Here is a 20,458-nt window from a genome sequence, read left to right as displayed (position 1 = left end):
GGAGAACGGGCCGAATGAGCATGACTTCCGATTTCACCTGGACCGTGCGGGTCTACTATGAAGACACCGACGCCGGCGGCGTTGTCTTTTATGCAAACTACCTGAAGTTCTTTGAACGCGCGCGCACCGAGTGGCTGCGCGCGGCGGCGATCGAACAACATAATTTGTTACAAACGCATTGCGTCATGTTCGTGGTCAAAAGCACCGCGGTCGATTATCATGCCCCGGCGAAATTAGATGATGAACTGAAACTCTCGGTCATTGTCGAACGCCTGGGACGTGCCTCTGTGCAATTCATACAAGAAGCCTGGCGTGTCCGGGGAGCGGAGCGCGAACTGCTGGCGAGCGGTCGCATCAAGGTCGGCTGTGTCGACAGCCGGACCTTCCGTCCCGCCCCGATACCGGACGAAGTACTGGACCGGATAAAGAACACAGGATGAATTCCCTCGCATTCCGGCAGCCGGAACGGCAGGTATGCGGAGGCGAGAACAACTTGTCATCACCTCATCGAAACCAATGACCGTCACACAAGATCTGTCCTTCGTTGCCCTGATCAGCAACGCCTCGCTGCTGGTGCAGCTCGTCATGGCCCTGCTGCTGCTCGTGTCCATCATGAGCTGGACCTACATTTTCCGGAAGATGTTCGCGATCAAGAGCGCGCAGACCCAGACCGAGGATTTCGAGCGCGCCTTCTGGTCGGGCGGCAACCTGAACGTGCTGTACGAGGAAGCCACGTCCAACCGCCGCCGCAGCGGCGGCAAGAGCGGCGCGCTGGAGCGCATCTTCGAATCGGGCATGGGCGAATTCATCAAGGCCAAGGCCACCTTCGCCGGTAAAAACGCGGTCGACAATGGCAACATGATCGACGGCGCACGCCGCGCCATGCGCGCCGCCTACCAGCGCGAGATGGATGCGCTCGAATCCCACCTCGCCTTCCTCGCGTCGGTCGGCTCGGTGTCGCCGTATGTCGGCCTGTTCGGCACGGTCTGGGGCATCATGAACGCATTCCGCGGCCTGGCCAACGTGCAGCAGGCGACGCTGGCCTCGGTCGCGCCGGGCATCGCCGAAGCGCTGATCGCCACCGCGATCGGCCTGTTCGCGGCGATTCCGGCGGTGGTCGCGTACAACCGCTATTCGCATGACATCGACCGCCTCGCGATCCGCTTCGAAAGCTTCATCGAAGAGTTCTCCAACATCTTGCAACGGCAGGTCCGCTGATGGGCAACAGTTCCATGCGCGGGGGGCGCAGTCGCAAGTTCAAGTCCGAGATCAACGTCGTGCCGTACATCGACGTGATGCTCGTGCTGCTGGTGATCTTCATGGTCGCCGCGCCGCTGACCAACCCCGGGGTGATCAACCTGCCCACCGCGGCGAAATCGGCGCTGCCGCCGACCGAATACATCCAGATTTCGCTGAAGCCGGACACCAGCGCGACGATCGGCATCACCGGGAAGAAAACCGGCTCCGCGCGCGACGAGAAGGTAGGCGGGCGCGGCGCGCTGATGCAGAAACTGCGCGCGATGCATGAAGCCGATCCGGAACTGCCGGTGATGATCTCGGCCGACAAGGACATCAAATACGATGACGTGATCCAGGTGATTTCGGAAGCGAAGAAACTCGGGATCAATCGAGTGGGGCTGGCGACCAAGCAATGACAGAAGACGCAACACCGTACACCGTCCCCAAGGAACGCGGCAGCTGGCGCGCGCTCACGCTCGCGGCGCTGGTGCACCTGGCGCTGCTTGCGCTGCTGTGGATCGGCGTGCGCTGGCAGAACGAGACGCCGGCCACGATCGAGGCGGAAGTCTGGAATCCGGTGCCGCGCGAAGCGGCGCCGCTGCCGGAACCGCCCAAGCCCGAGCCGGAAGTGAAGCCGGAACCGAAGCCGGTGCCAAGGGAAGTGCCCAAGCCCAAGGTCGAGGAACCGCCGGTGGTCAAGCCGGACATCGCGCTGGCGCAGGAAAAGAAGCGCAAGGAAGAAGAGAAGAAGCGGCGCGAGGAAGAAGAGCGGCGCGAGAAGGAAAAGAAGAAAAAGCTCGAGGAAGAGCAGAAGCTCGCCAAGCTGGAAGAAGCCAAGCGCAAGGAAAAGGAAAAAGCCGATCAGGCGAAGAAGGAAGCGGAACAGAAGCGCCGCGAAGAGCAGTTGCTGGCGAAGATGCGCGAAGATGAAATGAAGCGTATTGCCGGCGGCGTGACGGGCACCGGCGGCAGCGGCGAAGCGGCCAGATCGCAGGGCGGCCGCGCCAGCGGCGACTACCTTGCGCGCATCGGCGCGAAGATCCGCTCGAACATCAACTTCATTCCGCCGGAAGGACTGCAAGGCAACCCGCCGGTAGAATACGAGGTGCGGCTGCTGCCGGACGGTTCCGTTGCCGGATTGCGAAAAGTCCGCTCTTCCGGCGTGACCGGATTCGACGAAGCGGTCGAGCGCGCGATCCAGCGCTCCCAGCCCTTCCCGCGTGACACCAACGGCACGGTGCCCTCGAGTTTCATCGGAAGCCACAGACCCAAGGACCAATAAGCGATCATGATAAAAAATTACTTTTTGCGTGGATGCGTTGTGATGTTTCTCGGCGTCGCCGGCGCGGCGCAGGCGCAGTTGCGGGTGGAGACCTACGGCGTCGGCGCCACCCAGATTCCGATCGCGATCGCCGGCTTCGCCGACGAGACCGCCGCTCCCCAGCAGGTGACGGCCGTCATCAAGGCCGACCTGGCGCGCAGCGGTTACTTCAAGATCATCGATACCGGCAACGTGATGTCGGAAACCACGCCGGTCAATTATGGCGAATGGAAAGGCCGCGGCGCCGACGCGCTGGTGATCGGCAGCGTGCAGCGCCTGGCCGACGGCCGCTATGACGTGCGCTACCGCCTGCTGGACACCATCAAGGCGGCCAACCTGTCCGGCTTCAGCCAGACCGCCGGCCCGGACCGGCTGCGCGTGGCGGCCCACAAGATCGCCGACGACATCTATGAAAAGCTGATCGGCGTGCGCGGCTCGTTCGCCACCCGCATCGCCTATGTCACCAAGTCCGGCCCCGAGTATCGCCTCGAGGTCGCGGACTCGGACGGCGAAGGCACACAGGTCGCGCTGCGCTCTAACGAACCGATCATCTCGCCGGCATGGTCGCCGGACGGCACCCGGGTCGCCTATGTCTCGTTCGAACAGAAAAAGCCGGTGGTCTACGTGCAGGACCTGACCAACCGCCAGCGCACGGTGATCGCCAACTACCGCGGCAGCAACTCCGCGCCCTCCTGGTCGCCGGACGGCACGAAACTCGCGCTGGCGCTGTCGCGCAACGGCTATACCCAGGTCTACACCGTGAATGCCGACGGCACCAACCTGCGCCAGCTGACCAACACCAACGGCATCGAAACCGAGCCGCAATTCTCCGCAGATGGCCAATCGATCTACTTCACCAGCGACCGCGGCGGCGGCCCGCAGATCTACCGCATGAGCGCCAGCGGCGGCGACGCGCAGCGCGTGACCTTCAACGGCAGCTACAACATCAGCCCGCGGGTGTCGCCGGACGGCAAGTCGCTGGCCTACATCTCGCGCCGCGAGGGGCGCTTCCAGCTGTATCTGCTCGATATCGCCAGCGGCCAGGAACTGCGCCTGTCGGACACGTCGCGCGACGAATCGCCGAGTTTCTCGCCGAACGGCAAATACATCATGTATGCGACCGAGTCGGGACGACGCGGATCGCTGGCGGTGGTATCGGTCGATGGCCGCGTGAAGCACCAGCTGACCACCCAGGCAGGGGACATCCGGGAACCAACCTGGGGCCCTTTCATGAAATAATATTGGTTTTTGGAAATCACACTCTACTTACTTGGGAGAACCTTTGATGCGCAACACTACTAAACTCGCACTCATCCTTGCCAGCGCTTTCACGCTTGCCGCCTGCGGCTCGTCGGTGAAGCTGGACGACAACGTCAAGGTCGAAGAGCGCGGCGCCACGCCGAACACCGCCGATGCCCGCACCGTGGGCACCGTCACCACCGGCACCGATCCGCTGAACGACCCGAAGGGCATCCTGGCCAAGCGCAGCGTGTACTTCGACTACGACAGCTTCATCGTCAAGGACGAGTTCAAGCCGGTCGTCGAAGCGCATGCGAAGTACCTGGGCTCCAACAAGGGCCGCAAGATCATCATCCAGGGCAACACCGACGAACGCGGCGGCCGCGAGTACAATCTGGCGCTGGGCCAGAAGCGCGCGGAAGCGGTGCGCAAGTCGCTGTCGCTGCTCGGCGTGCCCGATGCGCAGATGGAAGCTGTCTCCTTTGGCGAGGAAAAGCCGAAGGCAAACGGCAGCGATGAAGCCGCATGGGCCGAAAACCGCCGTGCCGACATCGCCTACCAGTAATGTGACCTTGACGTGCTTCGGATTCCGCAGCGCGTCCCTCGCCCCCTCCGCCGCGCCGGCGCAAGGGGGAAACCAAGGCGGGAACCGGCGTTCCCGCCACGTTCAAGAGCAATCATGAACAAGACCTTCAAATCCTCATTCGCGGCGGCCGTCCTGGCCGCGTTTTCTTTGGCCCCCCTGCAGTCGCAGGCGGCACTGTTCGAAGACGAGGAAGCGCGCAGGGCGATCCTCGACATCCGCGCCCGCCTCACCAACATGCAGAACGAGATCAATGCGAAGGCCGACAAGACCAACAACCTCGACCTGAACAACCAGAACGAGCAACTGCGCCAGGAAATCGCTCGCCTGCGCGGCCAGGTGGAGTTGCTGACCAATGAACTGGCGAACCTGCAGAAGCGCCAGAAGGATTTCTACGTCGACCTTGACGCGCGCCTGTCCAAGCTGGAGCCGCAAAAGGTCACGATCGACGGCAAGGAAGTGCTGATGGAACAGGGCGAGCAGCGCGCCTATGACGCCGCCCTCGCCTACTTCAAGGCCGGCGACTACCGCAACGCCGGCGCCTCGTTCTACGATTTCACCCGCCGTTACCCGCAGTCCGGCCTGACGCCGTCCGCGCAATACTGGCTGGGCAACACCTACTATGCGCAGCGCGACTTCAAGAACGCGATCACCGCGCAGCAGGTGGTGCTGAAGAACTACCCGGACAGCCCGAAGGCGCCCGATGCGCTGCTCAACATTGCCAGCTGCTACATGGAACTGAAAGACAGGCCGGCAGCAAGGAAGACCCTGGAAACGCTGATCGCGCAGTACCCGGAATCGCCGGCAGCGGAGACGGCGAAGGAACGCATCGCCGCACTGAAATAAACTTTTGACATCAGGACCAGTCAAAACTGCGCAAAGGACGCCGCCCCGCCGGGCGGCTTTGATTTTTCCTCATGACGCAATTGACAGCACGCATTAAAGTTTCTTATAATCTCGTGCTTTCGGGTCGTTAGCTCAGTCGGTAGAGCAGCGGACTTTTAATCCGTTGGTCGCGTGTTCGAGTCACGCACGACCCACCAGAAACATCAAGGGCTTAGGTGAACAACCTAGGCCCTTTCCGTTTGTGAACGTGACAGAAACGTGCCTGCATCGGTTTCACCACGCTCCTTTCCGGAAGGTCATTTGTTCCTCGAGGCGGCAACGGCCAAATGTTCTGTTGCATACTTTGCATACCGATCCACTCTTTGGCGCGACTTCCACCCGCCCAATTCCTTGAGCTCACCGCTGGACGTCCCCGCTTGCCGGCGCCATGACGCCCGGGCATTCCTGAGGTCAGGAAAACAAAATCGCGGATGCCCGCTTTCCGGTCAATCACGACATGGAATCGGTCGTTTCGCCGTTCAATTGTTCATACGCCTGCCAATAGTCGGACTACGCTGGCTTGCGCGCTCAAGCCACAGCTTGAGCTTGAGCGCGCTCGCAGGCTTGGAGAAATGGCAGTCGAACCCTGCTGCCAATGCCTTCTCCTGATCCGCCGGCTGCCCGTACCCAGTCAGCGCTGCATATTTCACGCCTTCCATTTCGGGCAGTTCACGCAGTCGCCTCACCAACTCGTAGCCGTCAAACCCCGGCAAGCCGATGTCCAGGATGCAAATTTCCGGCCTGATGCGGCGCGCGAGCTCGATAGCTTTCGCAGGATGGTGTTCAACGAAAACGGCATAGCCAAACGATTCCAGCAGCATCGACAGCATATTAGCCGCATCGACATTGTCGTCCACTGCCAGAATCCGCAGGCCCTGGGCTGAGTCTTTTCCCAGCACCTCTGTGCCGCCGCGACGGTCCAAATCAGTGTCGGCTTGCAGGCGCGGCAGGCAAATCGTGAATTCGCAACCCTGCTGCTCGCCGGCGCTATACAGCCTGACCGTGCCATCATGCAGATGCACAAGGCTCTTGACCAGTGCGAGCCCAATGCCGAGGCCTCCCTGTGACCGGTCAGAAGTGCGTTCACTCTGCACGAACAGCTCGAATGCCTGATCGGCAAGCTCGGGTGACATGCCGATGCCGTTGTCACGCACGCTCACCTCGACATCGGTATCCGTTACGTTCATCCAAACGCTGATGCGCCCGCCGCCGCTAGGCGTAAATTTCGCGGCATTGCTCAAGACGTTGGTGAGCACCTGGACAAGCCGCTTCTTGTCGCCCGACACGATCGCACGTTGCCGGGTGAGGTGCACGTCAAGGTGATGCGACTTGCCTTCCATTGCAGGACGTACCTGCTCCACGGCCTCGGAGACCACGTCCTTAAGGTCCACCTCGCTCTTGTCGATCTGAACCAGACCGCGCGTGACTCGGGAAACATCGAGCAAGTCTTCGATCAGCCCGGTCATGTGCGTTGCCTGACGCGAGATAACGCCACTGATCTGCTTCACCCCTTCCTGGTCCAGATGGCCGATGGAGAGAAGCTCGGCGCCGGACGAAATCGGCGCCAGCGGATTTCGCAGCTCATGGGCGAGCATCGCCAGGAACTCATCCTTGCGGCGATCAGAAACCTGTAACGCGTACTGCGCGAGCTTCTGGTCATGGATATCCGTGCAGGTGCCCATCCAGCGAACGATTGCGCCGCTGTCGTCCCTGACAGGTAGCGCGCGTCCCAGCGTCCAACGGTAATCGCCGGAATGATGCCGCAGCCTGTATTCGATCTCGTACGGTTCACCTGTTGCAAGACTATGACGCCACACGTTCCACGCCCGCTCCTGGTCATCAGGGTGGAACATATCGTTCCAGCCTTCGCCGTCGGTGGAGCCATAAGGAGCCCCGGTGAACTTATACCATTGGTCGTTGTAATAGTCGTGAAAGCCGTCTGGAAGCGTGGACCAGACCATCTGCGGCATGGCATTCGCAATGGTTCGAAACTTGGCCTCGCTCTCCTTTAATGCCAACTCGGCTTTCTTGATCGCGGAGATGTCGAGCACGTAGGCGAAGCCTTCTTCGCGGGATCCTTCAAAGGTGGCCCCGCAAACGTACACCGCCGCGCGGGTACCGTCCTTCCTGAAATACTCTTTCTCAAAAGGTTCGCACACGCCGAATTCTTCAAGCTGCCGCCAGGCGGCCCTGTCCACCTCTTCCCATTCCGGTGGGGTAATGGCACGCCAGGACAGTCGGATGCCGGTGGTGATGTCTTCCCGGGTATAGCCCACTATATTCAGGAACGCGTCATTCGCTTCTGTAATCGTGCCGTCAGTGCGGTAATGGATGACGCCCAGAATATCGGATTGAACAAGCCACTTGAGCTTCGAATCGCTCTTGCGGATGGCTTCGTCGGCAAGCTTTCGCTCGGTTATGTCGCGGATCATCTTCACGAAACCAACCACGTTGCCATGCTCGTCGTCCATGCGGGATATGACGATCTCCGCATGGTATTTTTCCCCGTCCTTGCGAATCCTTATCCCTTCCTTCACGTACTGCCGTTGCAAACCCGCCGTCTCAAGGTCATGCGAAGGAGACAATCTTGTCCTCTCTTCCGGGGGATACATGAAAGAGTAATGGCGGCCGACAGCCTCCTCCTCGGAGTAGCCAGTCAACCGTTGCGCGCCCCGGTTCCAGTTAATTACCTGCCCTTTGGGGTCCAGCATGAAGATGGCATAGTCCTTGATGTTTTCCACCATTAGCCGAAAGAGACCTTCGCTCTGCGCCAGTTGCTCCGATTTGGCCGCGGACTGCTTTTCGAGAAGGGCGACCGCAGCGCTCAGCTGGTCTTGGGCACGCTTCATGGTCACCAGGTTGCGGACCCGGGTAACCAGTTCAATCCCCGAAAACGGTTTGATCACGTGGTCCTGTGCACCGTGTTCAAGCAACCGCAGACGCAATTCGTCATCAGCCTTGGCCGACAGCACAACCACTGGAATCCGGTCAAAATCCCGGTTCGTGCGCATTGCTGCAATCATCTGGTCGCCGCTCATTTTCGGCATCATGATGTCTGTGACCACGAGATCCGGCCTGACGCGGTGGATCTGTTCCAGGCCCTCTTCGCCGTTGGAGGCTGAAATCACGAGGAATTCTGCCGCCAGCGTTTCAACAATGAATCGGTTCAGCTCTTGGTTATCCTCAACCACCAGCACGGTCGGGCAAGCGCGCTCCATGGCGCCATCAGCTGCAGAAACCTGTCTTGCCGGCGCCGGTGCCGTCGGCATGAGTTCTTCAATAATCCCCTTGAGGATCGCATTCGGTTCGACACTACTGCCGGCTTCTGCATGGCGCGAGCGCACCAAGCGGCCATCCGGCGCTCGCGCTGGAATCTCCGCCTGGAACAGGGCGCCAGAGACGGGAGCGTCCATGACGCTGATAGTGCCGCCATGCAAACCGACGAAATCGCGTGCAATCGCCAGCCCCAGGCCGGTGCCGCCAAACTCACGCGTCGAGCCGCCGTCACTCTGGCGAAAACGCTCGAAGATCAGTTCCTGCTCTTGCTTCTTGACCCCCGGGCCGCTGTCCTGGACCGCCATGACCACGCTATTGCCGTCTGCACCTAGACGTAGCGACAAGACAATCCGTCCGCCGGGAGGCGTAAACTTGAAGGCATTGGAAAGAAGGTTGAGCACGACGCGCTCGATCTTGTCAGGATCCACTTGTGCAGGCAGAGACTCTGGAGCATCAATGACGAACTTGATGCCACGGTCGGCCGCAAGCGCATCGAAGTGGCCGGCAGTGGCCCGCAGGAGCCGCGCCATGTCGGTCTCGGCATAATTGGCTACCATCTTGCCGGCATCAAGCTTGGAGATGTCCAGCAAGTCATTGACATGCTTGAGCAGCGTGGCAGCGTTGCGCTTGACCACTGTCAGGTTCTGTCGGTGCTCTTCCTTCAGGTAATTGCCCTCCGCCAGTGTTTTCTCCGCTGGACCAAGGATGAGCGCCAGCGGCGTTCTCAGCTCGTGCGAGACGTTGGCAAAGAACGCGTTCTTGATTTCATCAAGTTCCTTGACCCGGTCGAGCAGCTGCTGCAGCTCCCGGTTCTTGCGTGCGATCTCGGCATCCGCCTTTTTCTTTTCGGTGATGTTGCGGCCCTCGGCCAGGAGGAAGACTACGCTGCCACTGTCGTCCTTTACCGGGATGAGGGAATAGTCAATGACGATGGTCTCGTCACCGCCACTCTGCCCGTATATTTCTTCGTCGTAGCGGATGAATTCGCCTTGGGCCGCGCGCGCGCACACTTCCTTCTGGCGCTGCATGGTCTCTTCTGAAACCTGCCACCACCGCGCAAGCCAGAACGGCTTGCCCTGGATATCTTCGAGCCTGATGCCAGCGCCCTCTAGTGCGGCACGGTTCACTTCCAGCAGCATGCCTTTGGCATCGAGCAGGCCGACGAACTGATACATGTCGTCCAAAATAATCTTGGCCAGCTTCTCCCGGTGTGCCTGCAGGCTGTCACCGGATGTCAGCATCACGCTGCGCACCTTCAGGGCGGCAGAATGTTCAAAGAGATGGCCAGCGACGTTGAGGTGGTTCACGATAATGAAATCAATTGAAATAAAGGCAGCAAAGAAGCGAAAAAGGGCTCAACTCAAGTGCACTACAGGAGAAATTTTTTCCATCGGTACAACCACGTTAAGAATCAGTCTCGCCGCCGACTTAACTGGTATTTTACTTAGCATTGGGCACGGATTAAAAATGCCATCGTCCAGGCAGAACGGACGTAAACCTCCGGGCATGCTCGCTCGCAAGATCGCTCAAAGATTTTATTGATCGAGACGTAGAAACTAGATCGCTTCTCGTTTCTGTATCGCAAGTCAACGCGGCAGCGTCACTGTACAAAGGTGCCTTCCCCTTCCGCTACATCATGAATATTCGGCGGGTTTGCATGACCGGGACTTTAGGACGGTTTGCATGCGCACGGTGATTTCAGGCGGCACACACTTGCACGCCGTGTGAATGTTGCTGCCAACGCGGTAAGGATGCAGCCATCCAAGTTCGACCGCATCGAGCGCGTGCCTGCCGATTTCATGCCCGTCCAGGGAAAGACTTGTGCCGCCGCCAACGGGGACAAGCGAGCGGCGGGGCAATGGGCCTGGCCGCTTTAATTTCACGGAAATCCCCCATATGCCGGGCTTGCTTAACACTCCCGGAAGCCACACCATTTATGCCGCGCACTGAGGAAGGCAAAAAAAAGGGCGAACCGCAAACAGTTCGCCCCATCCTTTACCACTGCAATCAACTACCTCGCTACCGCCTCATGCTGTCGCCGGAACCGCCTGCCCTGGGCCGCCGGGCGGGGACGATTTGTTTTCCGTTGCGTACTTCGGCGCGCGCGGCGTGCTGCCGTTCATGATGTCATTCACCTGGTCCGCATCCAGCGTTTCCCATTCCAGCAGCGCCTTGGCCATCACATCGACCTTGTCGCGGTTCTCTTCCAGGAGCCTGCGCGCCAGCGCATACTGGCCGTCGAGAATGCGGCGGATTTCCTCGTCAACCTTTTGCTGCGTCTCTTCGGAAACGGTGCGCGCCTGCATCCCAAAGCCGTCCTGCTCTTCGGTATAGACCATGGTGCCAAGCGTTTCGGACATGCCGAAGCGGGTGACCATCGCGCGTGCCAGCTTGGTCGCCCGCTCGAAATCATTCGACGCACCGGTCGACTGCTGGTGCATGAAGATCTCTTCCGCAATGCGGCCGCCGAACAGGATGGCGATATCTTCCAGCATCTTGTCCTTGTACATGTTGACGCGGTCATGCTCAGGCAACTGCCAGGTCAGGCCGAGCGCATAGCCGCGCGGCATGATCGTGACCTTGTGCACCGGGTCCGCCTTCGGCAGCAGCTTCGCCACCACGGTGTGCCCGGACTCGTGGTAAGCGGTATTGCGGCGCTCCTCCTCGCGCATCACGGCTGACTTGCGCTCCGGACCCATGATGATCTTGTCCTTCGCGTCTTCGAAGTCCTGCATATCCAGCGCCCTCTTGTTGCGGCGCGCGGCAAACAATGCGGCTTCGTTGACCAGGTTGGCGAGGTCGGCGCCGGAGAAGCCCGGCGTGCCGCGCGCCAGCACATCCGCCTGCACGTCCTGCGACATGGGCACCTTGCGCATGTGCACACGCAAGATCTTTTCGCGACCGCGGATGTCCGGCAGGCCGACCATCACCTGGCGGTCGAAGCGGCCGGGACGCAGCAGCGCCTTGTCGAGCACGTCGGCGCGGTTGGTCGCGGCGACCACGATGATGCCCGAATTCGGCTCGAAGCCGTCCATCTCGACCAGCATCTGGTTCAGCGTCTGTTCGCGCTCGTCGTTGCCGCCGCCCATGCCCGTGCCGCGGGATCGACCGACCGCGTCGATTTCATCGATGAAGATGATGCAGGGCGCATGCTTCTTCGCGGTCTCGAACAGGTCGCGCACGCGCGAAGCGCCCACGCCGACGAACATCTCCACAAAGTCGGAACCGGAAACCGTGAAGAATGGCACCCTCGCCTCGCCCGCCATTGCGCGCGCCAGCAAGGTCTTGCCGGTACCTGGAGGGCCGACAAGCAGCACGCCCTTCGGCACATGGCCGCCCAGCTGCTGGAACTTGCGCGGCTCGCGCAGGAATTCGACGATCTCGTCGACCTCTTCGCGCGCCTCATCGCAACCGGCAACGTCGGCAAAGGTCGTAGTGACCGCATGTTCATCCTGCAAGCGCGCCTTCGACTTGCCCATCGAGAATGGGCCGCCCTTGCCGCCCTGTTGGCGGCGCATGAACCAGACCCATACGCCGATCAGGAGCAACATCGGGAACCAGGAGACGAATACCTGGGACAGGAAGGAAGGCGCTTCCGGATTCTTGACGTCGAACTTGATGCCGTTTTCGATCAGGTCGCTGACCAGGCCCCGGTCCAGCAGGGTGGTGTTCGTGCTCAGCTTCTTGCCGTCGCTCGTAATGGCAGAAACGCGGGTTCCCTCGATGACGACCTCGCGGATTTGCTTGGCCTCCACCTGGCTCAGGAATTCCGAATAAGCCACCTGCGTCGACGCCCCCTGCCCGGCGGAGTCGAAGTTGCGGCTGATGACGGAAAAGATGGCAAACGCAAGGAGCGCTGAAATAACGAGACTGATGTGCTTTTGGTTCACGTAGGTTCCTTATCAAATTCCGGCTGCGCCGGAACGTCGCCCGTTTGGAAACGGCCGACACAGGCATGAGATGGGCACGATTCTACCCGTTGCAAGGGCCAGGATTAATCGAATAGACAGAGAGGGTTGCTTCGAAAAAACAGGATGGACGGCATCATCTCGAGCGCGCCCGCCTTTTATGCCATGCCGGGCAAGCATGAATCACCAGCCAGTGCCCCGCGCTGCGGCCAACGTTCTGCTCACGCCTGCCGCCGCTGCGCTTTCGGCGGCACCGATGGAAGCGCATGCACAGGCCGGGTCGGAGACCGCAAGCGCGGTCCGGTTCGGAGATTGCGGGGGTGGCACGCGGGCGAGGAAAGCGCCGGAAAGCCGGCTCGACGCAAACACAACACATGAATTACCGCCCCCCTTCGAACTTCGATATAATTTCGGCCTTTTTCCCGACCCGCAGCACGAGTTTTCTTTCCCGACCAATACGCCGCCACACGAAGTGCAAGCTTGTGTTTTCCTGTTCCGTCATGACGTGCATTGGCGTTTTCAAAGAACCGTTTTGCTCTTCCCTTGCCTACGCATGGTGCTGCTTGCCGCCCTACAAAGCCGGCGAGCAGGTCAATACAGCTGATCAGATGCTTTACCGATGACCAAGATTTCGAAGACCTTGACCTTGTCCGCCCGCCCCGCCAGGCAAACGGACGCTAGCCCCGTTGCACGCGAGACGAACAATAACGTGCCGCTTCTGCCTGCCGATCCGGAAACCGCGCGCCCCACGGTTTCCGTTGTAAAGCGTCGTACCCGTTTACTGCTGCCGCCGGCTGCGCTGCCGGAAGGCAGCCACACAGCCGAAGCGGTCGGTTGCCAGGCGCAAACGGTGGACAACACGGGTGCCGGCATCGCGCCCTCCCTGCCCTCGGATTCCGCGCCGCCGCCCACGGTGGTCATCACTAAAAAACGGTCGCGCCTGGCGCCACCCGCTTTGCCGGACAACGGTACAAAGCCCGGCGTGGGCCCCCTCTCCCGCGACACAGCGGAGCAAGAGGCGCCGGCCGTACCGGTTCCACCGGAGGCGAATGGCGTCACCCAAGTGCTGGCCGGTCCTTTGCCTGTTGAGGCAGCCAAACCGCAGGTGCGGCCGAAAGGAAAGGTCCGCGTCATCGCGGCAGCGGCGATCAATAATAATCCGGCGCCGGCATCGATCGAACGGAGCACGTTTGATGCAACACCGGCGTCGCCGGAGCCCGGTGCGCATCAGCAGCCGTCCGTCGCCGCGAAGCGCCCCGGGCGCAAGCCGTCGTTCGCCCCCGAGAATGACGAGGTTTTGGAATGGGCGGCGGCGGAGAGCGCAGAATTGCGCACGTCCCGTGCACGCATGAACGACACCAAGGCGACAGGAAGCCGGGCGGGTCGGGACGGCATGGAGCAGCTCCGCAAGCAACTGGCTGAGCTCATCAGGCGCGGCAAGGAGCGGGGATACCTGACGCATACGGAGATCCATGACCAGGTGCCGGACGACGTCACCGACCCGGGCGTGATTGCCGACGTGCTGCGGGCAATCAACGAAATGGGTATCGCCGTCTACGACCAAGCGCCGGACGATGCGATGCTGCTGCTGACCGACCGCATCGCTTCCGGTGCCGGCGACGACGAGGTGGAGGCGGTTGCCGAGACCGCGCTGGCCGCCGATGACAGCGATTTTGGCCGCAGCACCGACCCGGTGCGCATGTACATGCGCGAAATGGCGGCGACGACGCTGCTGACCCGGGAAGGCGAGATCGAGATCGCCAAGCGGATTGAAGATGGCCAGCGGGAAATGATCGGCGCGATTTCCGCCAACCCGGCCGCCGTCGACGAAGTCCTTGCGCTGGCCGCGCGCATCGAAAGCGGGCAACTGGCTGTCGATGACGTTGTCGACGGCCTGGCCGAACTGGAAGAGCGACTGCCTGGCGCGGCGCTGGCCGACGGCGACGATGCGGAAGATCAGGCCGACGACGACTTTGACGATACGGCGGCGGAAGTATCCGATGGCGGGATGTCCGCCGAGCAGCTTGCACAGATGAAAAAGCTGGCACTGGCAAAATTTGCCGGTGTTGCAGCCCAATCCGCCATCATGCGCGCGGACCCGGAAGGCGTGCGCGGCAGGAGCTACGCAGCCGCGCAGCAGCTTGTCACCCAGGCCCTGCTCGACATCCGGTTTACGCCGAAAATCGTGGACAAGCTATGTGCCATCGTGCGCGAGCAGATGAAGGCGATCCGCACCATCGAGAGCAGGATAGCCGCCATCATGGTCGACCAGTGCGGCATGCCGCGCGAACGCTTCATCAAGGCTTTCCTCGAGAACCAGACCGACCTGGCGTGGGTACAGCGCGAAGTCGACTGCGCGTTTCCGTACAGCGGCGCGCTCGCGCGCCAGATGCACGCCATCCGGGAATTGCAAGCGAAGCTAGCCGGACTCGAGAAAGCTGCGGGCCTGCCGCTTGCTGAATTGCGCGAAGTCAACAAGCATATGCTCGCGGGCGAGCGACGCACGATGGAGGCAAAGCGCGACCTGACAAAGGCGAACCTGCGGCTGGTGATATCGATCGCGAAGAAATACGTCAATCGCGGATTGCAGTTCCTTGACCTGATCCAGGAAGGCAATATCGGCTTGCTGCGCGCGGTGGACAAGTATGAATACCGGCGCGGCTTCAAGTTCTCGACCTATGCGACCTGGTGGGTGCGCCAGGCGATCTCGCGCGCCATCGCCGACCAGGCGCGTACGATCCGCGTACCCGTTCACATGATCGAAACGATCAACAAGATGAACCGGATTGTGCGGCAGACGATTGCCGCCACGGGCGAAGAACCGGATGCAGCGACGCTGGCGATGAAGATGGGACTGTCCGAGCAGAAGGTGCAGGAAGTCATGAAAATCGCCAAGGAGCCGGCCTCGCTGGACGCGCCGGCGGGTGAAGACGGCGATGCCATGCTGGGCGATTTCATCAGCGACGACACGACACTGTCGCCGGAAGCGGCGGCGATGCACAGCGGAATGCAAAAGGCTATCGCCGAGGTGATGCAGGAACTGTCGCCCAAGGAGCAGAAGGTGCTGCGCCTGCGCTTCGGCCTGGATACTGCCAGCGATCACACCCTCGAGGAAGTTGGCAAGCAACTCGACGTGACCCGCGAACGCATTCGCCAGATCGAGATGAAAGCAATGACGAAACTGCGTCATCCGTCGCGTTCCGAGAAGCTGCGCGCTTTCCTGGACGCGCACAACTAACACATGCCCGGGCGCATCCCGCGCCCGGCTTGGTTCAGGACCGGGTGAAACCGCTGTTGCCGGCGTACGCGATGAACAGGGCGCGGTCTTGCGCCTGAACCGCGCCGGGCACCGGCCGGCGTCAACCCTGCGATCAACCTACCTTCGCCGTCTGCCCGCCTCCGCGCCGCTGGCATCGCCAATTACAGTTACCCACAAAATCTGTGGGAAAGGCTGTGGATAAATTGCTGGCTTTTTCGCAAGTCATTGAGCCATAAGGCAATATTACGCTTGATCAATCGCAAGGCATTCCCCCGGCCCCACATGCATCTTGCAGTGAAACTACCAAGTTCATGGGAGGCGGCACAACGTGCCGCATGATAAGCTCGCGAGCGGCAACGTGACCGACATTTACTACATAAGAAAGGGAGCCATTTTGAAAAAATCATTAACCGCCTGCGGCCTCGCACTGACCGTCCTTCTCGCCGGATGCGCCAGCGTCGGGAATGAAACCCTGAGGGCAGAGTCCGAATCGACCGTGACCCAGAAGATTACCGAAGGGAAAACGACGAAGGCACAGGTTCGCGCAATGTTTGGATCGCCGGTCAAGACAAGCTTTACCGACGGCGGCCTGGAGATCTGGAACTTCGAGTTCACGAACGTCTCGGCGGACGCGATCAGTTATGTGCCTATCGTGAATCTTTTCGGCGCCAGCGCAAGCGGAAAGAAGAAAGAGCTGGTCGTTCTGTTCGACCAGAATGGCACCGTGAAGCGCTATTCGATGAGCGAATCAAACGTCACCCAGAAAACGGGCCTGTTCAACAACTGACCCTCTTGTCACCGCGCGAAGCCGACGGGCAGTGAATGCAGCCCGCCGGTACGCGCAAGTCGGCGCGCCGCCAACAGCCTGGAGCGCAGGCGTCTGGCGCGGGCGCACACGGCGCCGGCGGCCGACTGAAATACACCCAGGCAAGTCAATATCTCGCGCGCCGCGCCTCTCGGCCCTTCCTGTAACGCCCTCGCCGGCGCTGCCCGTCGCCAAGGCCAGGAACTCGCCCGGGACCGGCCCGTCTTACAAGAAAGACATTCGAAGCGTCACGTAGCGAAATACTGTTGTGGCGCTCACTACGGGACGTCCCGCTCGCATGTCTTCCTCCACCGTGCACCGCATCCATGTTTATCTTTTTCTCGAAAAAGCTCGGCCTTGCCGGATCGATCGTTGTTTCGATCATCCTGACAGTGCTGCTTCTGCTGCTGTTCGGTGTCCTGTAGCGGGTCACTCCAATGCGTCCAGGCCGCAGGAATTTCATAACCCAGGCGCTCGCGCTCCTCGCCGCGCCCGAAGCACTTGCCGCCATGCCGCACATCGTTCTCCTGGGCGACTCCACGCTCGACAATGGCAGCTATACCGGCGGCAAGCCGGATGTCATCAGCCAGGTCAAGGAAAGAATTGCCGGCGGATGGAAAGCCAGCCTGCTTGCGGTCGACGGCGCCACCACCCGCGGCATCGGCGCACAGCTCGCGCGCCTTCCGCGCGATGCGAGCCATCTGGTCCTCAGCGTCGGCGGCAATGACGCGCTCGGATCACAATCGGTACTGAGCGCGCCGGCCAGGACGACGGCGGAAGGATTGCTGCAGCTGGCCGCGGTGGTCGACGAATTTGCCGCAGACTATCGAAAAGCCCTGCAGGCATGCCTTGACCAGCGCCTGCCGCTCGTCACCTGCACCATCTACCACGGGAATTTCGCGGACCGGCAATACCAGCGCCAGGTCGCCACCGCGCTGGCCGCATTCAATGACGTCATCTTGCAGGCCAGCATTGAAAACCGGCTCACCGTTCTTGATCTTCGCCGCATCTGCAACCGGCCGGAAGACTATGCGAATCCGATCGAGCCCTCGAGCATCGGGGGAGCGAAGATCGCGGATGCGATTATCCATGCAGTGACCGCCGTGCCAAACAACAGGCAAAAGGCGGTCGTGCTGGGCGGACCGCGCTAGGTTTTCGAACAGGCGGGAAACCGCAACGCGCCACCGACAGCACCCATCCGCACGGAAAAGCAGCCGAGGAAGATTGCAGAGCGAAATGCGCTCGGGTCACGGGGGGGTTACGGAGCCCCGCCAATGGTGCGTCGTCCCGCTGCACTCTCCTGGCACCGATATTGCTCTCCTGTTTCGCGGCTTCCGTATCGCAGTCAACCCGTGATCCCTCATGTTCAAGAAACCCGCGCCGGTCTCGGTCGGCATCATTCCCTCATCCACGCCAGGCCACATCATCCTGGTGGAGCGCAGCGACGGCGGCATCGCGCTGCCGGGGGGTAATGTCGACGAGATGGAAGATGCGAGCGCCGCGCTCAACCGGGAAGTATTCGAGGAGACCGGACTGGAACTCGACGTCAGCCAGTGGCGGCTTTTCTACAGCGCAATTACGCCGCACAACAAGCTGCTGCTGTTTTCGTATTACCCGCAACCCGTTGCCCTGCCCCTTGCGTTCACGCCGAACGACGAAGTGCTGCGCGTTTTTTCGGCGGCATGGAACACGCCGCTGAAATTCCCTTTGCACGAAACGGCGGTGCAAAAGTGGAGCATGGGGGCGGCCCTGGTGCCGGCGCAGCCGGCATGCACTGAAACATGGCTACAGATAGGAGAAGGCAATGCGGATGGTTTCCGAAGTGATGACACGCGACATCCGGTTCGTGACGCCGCATGAAAACCTGCAGCGCGCCGCGCAACTGATGGATGAGCTGAACGTCGGCGCGCTTCCGGTGTGCGACCAGGACCGGCTGGTCGGCATGGTCACCGACCGCGATATCACCGTCCGCGCTACTGCGGCGGGCAGGAATCCGCAGGAGGCGCATGTCGACGAAGTGATGAGCACCGATGTGCGCTGGTGCTTCGACGACCAGTCGCTGGAAGACGTCATAGCACGCATGGCCGACAGCCAGGTGCGGCGCATTCCCGTGCTTTCCCATGATGCCGAACAAAAGCTGGTCGGCATCGTCTCGCTCGGCGATGTCGTGACCAAGGCCGGAGACGGCCAGCTGGACGACGATGTGCAACAGGCCGTGGAAAAGGTGTCGTCGCCGTCACAGCCGGACCAGGCCGGCGGCGCGCCTGCGACAGCCGCTGCGCCTGACGGCGAAGATGCTCCGGCGCAGGATGCGAAGACGCCGATCGGACGCACGCCCGCAAGCGGAACCGACAGCGGCGGCGCAGCGGTACCGTCTGGCGGCGACGGCGGCACCGGCGCTCGCGGCGTCGGCGGCAGCGCGACGGCCGGCGGATCAAGCCCGGGGAACACGACTCCGGGCAGCGGCGCCGCTTCCATCGGCGGTCTTGACGATCTCGGGCCGGCGGGCGACTACAGCCGCTGACCCCGGGGCGGGCGCATGCCTGCCCGGCAGCAAGCCTCGTGACACTCCGATGACGGCCGCGCCAACACATTCGTCCTCGCAGCGCGCCACCGCCTCGGGCGTTCGCGCGATGAGGCATACCGGTGCCGTGCATTTCCTGCACACCGCGTGTAGATATCGCCAAGGAACCGAACCTCTATCGATGCCGTTGCCGCGTGCGTGCCGCCGCGCGCGCAAACTCCCGTCCCGGCACATCGATTGCGCCGAACCTTCGCCGGATTGCCTGATCCATCCATGGATGGATGAATGCATCCCGCTTGCCGCGAGTTTTCTTCCCGAACCACGGCCGCAAACCGGCACAGCGCTGCCTGTCGCCATTCCTTACCGCATCAGGAGAACAGCATGAGCACGACCATCGTCGGTCACGCACACGGTCATGTTCACGAACATGAACACCCGCATGGTTGGCGGCGATGGCTGTACGCGACCAATCACAAGGACATCGGGACCTTGTATTTGTGGTTTTCCATGATCATGTTGCTGGCCGGCGGCTTCCTGGCAATGCTGATCCGCGCAGAACTCTTTGTACCCGGCCTGCAACTGATGCAACCGGAACTGTACAACCAGATGGTGACCATGCACGGGCTGATCATGGTATTCGGCGCGATCATGCCGGCCTTCGTCGGCTTCGCGAACTGGATGATTCCATTGCAGGTCGGCGCGTCGGACATGGCCTTTGCGCGGATGAACAATTTCTCGTTCTGGCTCCTGCCGCCCGCCGCCATCCTGCTTACCGGTTCATTCCTGGTCGGCGGCGGCGCGACCGCTGCCGGCTGGACACTTTATCCGCCCCTGTCCGCGCAGATGGGCGCCGGGATGGACATGGCGATCTTCGCGGTCCACATCATGGGCGCCTCGTCCATCATGGGTGCGATCAACATCATCACCACCATCCTCAACATGCGCGCGCCCGGCATGACGCTGATGAAGATGCCGATGTTCTGCTGGACCTGGCTGATCACCGCCTACCTGCTGATCGCGGTGATGCCGGTGCTCGCCGGCGCGATCACGATGCTGCTGACGGACCGCCACTTCGGCACCACCTTCTTCAACGCGGCCGGCGGTGGCGACCCGGTGATGTTCCAGCACATCTTCTGGTTCTTCGGCCATCCCGAGGTCTACATCATGATCCTGCCGGCCTTCGGCATCGTGTCGCAGATCGTGCCGGCCTTCTCGCGCAAGCCGCTGTTCGGCTACGCATCGATGGTGTACGCGACCAGCTCGATCGCGATCCTGTCCTTCATCGTGTGGGCGCACCACATGTTTACCACCGGCATGCCGGTCACCGCGCAACTGTTCTTCATGTACGCGACCATGCTGATCGCGGTGCCCACCGGCGTGAAGGTGTTCAACTGGATCGCGACGATGTGGAAGGGCTCG

16 protein-coding genes and 1 tRNA gene are annotated in these 20,458 nt (G+C 61.4%); 14 read left to right on the top strand and 3 right to left on the bottom strand.

The genetic code is table 11. The annotated features are described in order from the left end of the window. Positions 1-20: 20 nt before the first annotated feature. The 8 genes from ybgC to VEC01_RS17760 all read left to right on the top strand — a co-directional run bounded on the left by ybgC (position 21) and on the right by VEC01_RS17760 (position 5,425). Entirely contained in the window at positions 21-440 is a 420-nt protein-coding gene (gene ybgC / locus VEC01_RS17795; protein WP_324902329.1) for a tol-pal system-associated acyl-CoA thioesterase, read from the top strand. 76 nt (positions 441-516) lie between these two features. Beyond that, on the top strand, positions 517-1,218 hold the full coding sequence (tolQ, locus tag VEC01_RS17790) for a protein TolQ (protein ID WP_324902247.1): 702 nt from the start codon (positions 517-519) through the stop codon (positions 1,216-1,218). Further along, positions 1,218-1,655, top strand: a complete 438-nt coding sequence (locus tag VEC01_RS17785) for an ExbD/TolR family protein (protein WP_324902246.1) — start codon at positions 1,218-1,220, stop codon at positions 1,653-1,655. The genes tolQ and VEC01_RS17785 overlap by 1 nt, the downstream gene beginning before the upstream one ends. Continuing rightward, on the top strand, positions 1,652-2,521 hold the full coding sequence (locus tag VEC01_RS17780) for an energy transducer TonB (protein ID WP_324902245.1): 870 nt from the start codon (positions 1,652-1,654) through the stop codon (positions 2,519-2,521). The genes VEC01_RS17785 and VEC01_RS17780 overlap by 4 nt, the downstream gene beginning before the upstream one ends. A gap of 6 nt (positions 2,522-2,527) precedes the next feature. Continuing rightward, positions 2,528-3,799 carry a Tol-Pal system beta propeller repeat protein TolB gene (tolB, locus tag VEC01_RS17775; RefSeq protein ID WP_414691473.1) on the top strand — a complete coding sequence of 424 codons (1,272 nt, stop codon included), beginning with the start codon at positions 2,528-2,530 and terminating at the stop codon, positions 3,797-3,799. 46 nt (positions 3,800-3,845) lie between these two features. Continuing rightward, complete coding sequence (gene pal / locus VEC01_RS17770) at positions 3,846-4,364, top strand: peptidoglycan-associated lipoprotein Pal (protein WP_324902243.1); 519 nt, start codon at positions 3,846-3,848, stop codon at positions 4,362-4,364. Positions 4,365-4,478: 114 nt separating this feature from the next. Beyond that, on the top strand, positions 4,479-5,228 hold the full coding sequence (gene ybgF, locus VEC01_RS17765; RefSeq protein WP_324902242.1) for a tol-pal system protein YbgF: 750 nt from the start codon (positions 4,479-4,481) through the stop codon (positions 5,226-5,228). A 121-nt stretch (positions 5,229-5,349) separates the two neighbouring features. Further along, positions 5,350-5,425: transfer RNA gene (locus VEC01_RS17760), tRNA-Lys, on the top strand. 321 nt (positions 5,426-5,746) lie between these two features. Here the strand turns inward: VEC01_RS17760 and VEC01_RS17755 are convergent. From VEC01_RS17755 to VEC01_RS17745, 3 genes are all read right to left on the bottom strand, one after another. Next, a complete protein-coding gene (locus VEC01_RS17755) occupies positions 5,747-9,850 on the bottom strand; it encodes a PAS domain S-box protein (protein ID WP_324902241.1) in 4,104 nt (1,367 codons plus the stop codon). Positions 9,851-10,570: 720 nt separating this feature from the next. Beyond that, positions 10,571-12,433 carry an ATP-dependent zinc metalloprotease FtsH gene (ftsH, locus tag VEC01_RS17750; RefSeq protein WP_324902240.1) on the bottom strand — a complete coding sequence of 621 codons (1,863 nt, stop codon included), beginning with the start codon at positions 12,431-12,433 and terminating at the stop codon, positions 10,571-10,573. 609 nt (positions 12,434-13,042) lie between these two features. After that, the gene (locus VEC01_RS17745; RefSeq protein WP_324902239.1) at positions 13,043-13,639 is read right to left on the bottom strand and encodes a hypothetical protein; all 597 of its coding nucleotides are present in this window, start codon (positions 13,637-13,639) and stop codon (positions 13,043-13,045) included. Positions 13,640-13,799: 160 nt separating this feature from the next. Between VEC01_RS17745 and rpoD the strand changes: the two genes are divergently transcribed. The 6 genes from rpoD to VEC01_RS17715 form a co-directional block, all read left to right on the top strand. Next, positions 13,800-15,689 carry an RNA polymerase sigma factor RpoD gene (gene rpoD, locus VEC01_RS17740; protein WP_324902238.1) on the top strand — a complete coding sequence of 630 codons (1,890 nt, stop codon included), beginning with the start codon at positions 13,800-13,802 and terminating at the stop codon, positions 15,687-15,689. 379 nt (positions 15,690-16,068) lie between these two features. Continuing rightward, positions 16,069-16,497, top strand: coding sequence for a hypothetical protein (locus tag VEC01_RS17735; RefSeq protein WP_324902237.1), 429 nt, complete (start codon positions 16,069-16,071; stop codon positions 16,495-16,497). Between the two features lie 527 nt (positions 16,498-17,024). Further along, a complete protein-coding gene (locus VEC01_RS17730; protein WP_324902236.1) occupies positions 17,025-17,666 on the top strand; it encodes an SGNH/GDSL hydrolase family protein in 642 nt (213 codons plus the stop codon). A gap of 211 nt (positions 17,667-17,877) precedes the next feature. Next, the gene (locus VEC01_RS17725; RefSeq protein WP_324902235.1) at positions 17,878-18,375 is read left to right on the top strand and encodes an NUDIX hydrolase; all 498 of its coding nucleotides are present in this window, start codon (positions 17,878-17,880) and stop codon (positions 18,373-18,375) included. Beyond that, positions 18,320-19,039, top strand: a complete 720-nt coding sequence (locus VEC01_RS17720; protein WP_324902234.1) for a CBS domain-containing protein — start codon at positions 18,320-18,322, stop codon at positions 19,037-19,039. Before VEC01_RS17725 ends, VEC01_RS17720 begins: the two co-directional genes overlap by 56 nt. 381 nt (positions 19,040-19,420) lie before the next feature. Next, positions 19,421-20,458 (top strand): cbb3-type cytochrome c oxidase subunit I (locus tag VEC01_RS17715; protein WP_324902233.1); only part of this gene is annotated, 1,038 nt, incomplete at its 3' end.

Source organism: Noviherbaspirillum sp., from assembly GCF_035627455.1.
GTDB lineage: Bacteria > Pseudomonadota > Gammaproteobacteria > Burkholderiales > Burkholderiaceae_D > Noviherbaspirillum.
The sequence above is the reverse complement of the archived record's forward strand: the minus strand, read 5'-3'. Positions and strand labels throughout refer to the sequence as shown.

Coding starts and splice junctions, on each gene's coding strand:
- pal (WP_324902243.1), top strand. CDS start 3,846: ATGCGCAACACTACTAAACTCGCACTCATCCTTGCCAGCGCTTTCACG.
- VEC01_RS17720 (WP_324902234.1), top strand. CDS start 18,320: ATGCGGATGGTTTCCGAAGTGATGACACGCGACATCCGGTTCGTGACG.
- tolQ (WP_324902247.1), top strand. CDS start 517: ATGACCGTCACACAAGATCTGTCCTTCGTTGCCCTGATCAGCAACGCC.
- rpoD (WP_324902238.1), top strand. CDS start 13,800: ATGAACGACACCAAGGCGACAGGAAGCCGGGCGGGTCGGGACGGCATG.
- VEC01_RS17785 (WP_324902246.1), top strand. CDS start 1,218: ATGGGCAACAGTTCCATGCGCGGGGGGCGCAGTCGCAAGTTCAAGTCC.
- ybgC (WP_324902329.1), top strand. CDS start 21: ATGACTTCCGATTTCACCTGGACCGTGCGGGTCTACTATGAAGACACC.
- tolB (WP_414691473.1), top strand. CDS start 2,528: ATGATAAAAAATTACTTTTTGCGTGGATGCGTTGTGATGTTTCTCGGC.
- ybgF (WP_324902242.1), top strand. CDS start 4,479: ATGAACAAGACCTTCAAATCCTCATTCGCGGCGGCCGTCCTGGCCGCG.
- VEC01_RS17725 (WP_324902235.1), top strand. CDS start 17,878: ATGTTCAAGAAACCCGCGCCGGTCTCGGTCGGCATCATTCCCTCATCC.
- VEC01_RS17780 (WP_324902245.1), top strand. CDS start 1,652: ATGACAGAAGACGCAACACCGTACACCGTCCCCAAGGAACGCGGCAGC.
- VEC01_RS17730 (WP_324902236.1), top strand. CDS start 17,025: ATGCCGCACATCGTTCTCCTGGGCGACTCCACGCTCGACAATGGCAGC.